At 63.9% G+C, this 944-nt stretch carries 1 protein-coding gene; it reads right to left on the reverse strand.

From position 1 onward, the window contains the following. On the reverse strand, positions 1 to 944 hold a 944-nt coding region (locus tag AC07OH_RS31925), incomplete at both ends, for a type VI secretion system Vgr family protein (RefSeq protein ID WP_495303371.1).

Raw genomic sequence — 944 nt, forward strand, 5'->3', positions numbered from 1 at the left:
AAGTCCACCTGCACGCGCCATTGCTGCTTGCGGTCAGGACTGGCTTCGCGGTTCTGGCTGTCTTCGGCCACGTCCTCAATGAGGAAGCGGGTGTCCAGGATCAGGTACTCGGCGTTGGCCGATTCCCTGGGGTGCTTCTTCAGCTGGAAGGTGCATCCGGGCACCATGCCCCGCAGGTTGCCGCTGGCTTGGGCCCGGGCGCCATGGGTGCGCAGTGCCTGCATGCGCAGCAGGGAGAGCAAGTGGCCTTCGCCGTGGGGATCGGTGTTTGTGTCCGCCCCCGCATTGGGCTGGGCGTAGTGGCTACCTCCTGCTTCGGATGCATGCCATTGATAGACCTCGCCATCGGCCTGCCCTGTGGGGCGCGGATCAGTTCGAGAAACACTCAGATCAGCCCTGGGCCGGGTGTAGTCGTAGTCCCGGGTGGCGTACTTCCCACTGGTGAGCTGGTGCTGGGGAACGAAGCTGTGGATGTACTCGGCATCGATCTTCCAGCCCGGGGCGTGGTATTCCACCTGCTCGTACAGCGGATCGCCAGCCGCATAGGCGCCCATGGCGTCCGATAGCACCAGGCGGTGTTTGCCGTCCGAATGCTCGAAGTGGTAGCTGATGCCCCATTCCTGGCACAGGCGACAGAAGAAAGCGAAGTCGCTCTCGTTGAACTGGGTCTGGTAGTCGCGCACCGGGTAGTGCTCGATCAGGCGCTTGTCCACGGGGAAGGCGTAGCCTGAGAGCAGGGCGTCCAGGATCTGGACAACGCTGAGGTTCTGGAAGATCCTGCAGTCGGTGCGCAGGGTGGCCAGGTGCAGCCAGGGGCGCAGGGTGAGCTTGTACTGGACGTGGCGGCCTTCTTCGCCCCACAGGGCCGCGTCGGTGATCAGGGCGTTGATCTGGCGAGGGGCAGAACCATCGAGTTCGATCTCGCAGCTGATCTCGCGGCCGAT

It is taken from the genome of Variovorax sp. GW821-FHT10C12 (assembly GCF_059415405.1).